Here is a 536-nt window from a genome sequence, read left to right as displayed (position 1 = left end):
ACGATGCTGTCGAAGAGTGGTGTGCCCGCCGGCGCACCCGCCCACCGCTGAACGTCCACCAACGCGCTGTGCTCATGCTCCCGCACCGCCAGCAACCGCTCATGCACACCCGACAGGAACTCCCCGACCGACTCCCCGCCATCCACCCGCACCCGCACCGGCACCGTGTTCATCAACAGCCCCACCATCCGCTCCACACCGGGAACATCGGCGAACCGCCCCAACGACACCGAACCGAACACCACATCCGACAACCCGCAATACCGATGCAGAACCAACCCCCACGCCGCCTGCACCACCGAACTCATCGTCACCCGCAACCCACGGGCAACACCCTCCAGACGCCCCACCACCTCCGAACCCACCACACCACGCACCACACCCGAACCACCCACACCCGAACCCCGCTGCCCCAACACCAACGGAGTCGGCAACGACACCCCACCCAGCACACCCCGCCAGAACTCCTCATCCACCCCCGCATCACGCGACCCCAACCACTCCGCGAACCCCCGGTACGACACCGCCTCCGACAG

At 67.4% G+C, this 536-nt stretch carries 1 protein-coding gene; it reads right to left on the bottom strand.

The annotated features are described in order from the left end of the window. A partial coding sequence (locus tag IF28_RS36795; protein WP_234325421.1) for a condensation domain-containing protein occupies positions 1 to 476 on the bottom strand: 476 nt, incomplete at its 3' end. Positions 477 to 536 lie beyond the last annotated feature (60 nt).

It is taken from the genome of Streptomyces sp. NRRL WC-3626 (assembly GCF_000718785.1).
Classification (GTDB): domain Bacteria; phylum Actinomycetota; class Actinomycetes; order Streptomycetales; family Streptomycetaceae; genus Streptomyces; species Streptomyces edwardsiae.
Note: the sequence above shows the minus strand (reverse complement) of the source record. Positions and strands in the feature narration are given on the sequence as shown.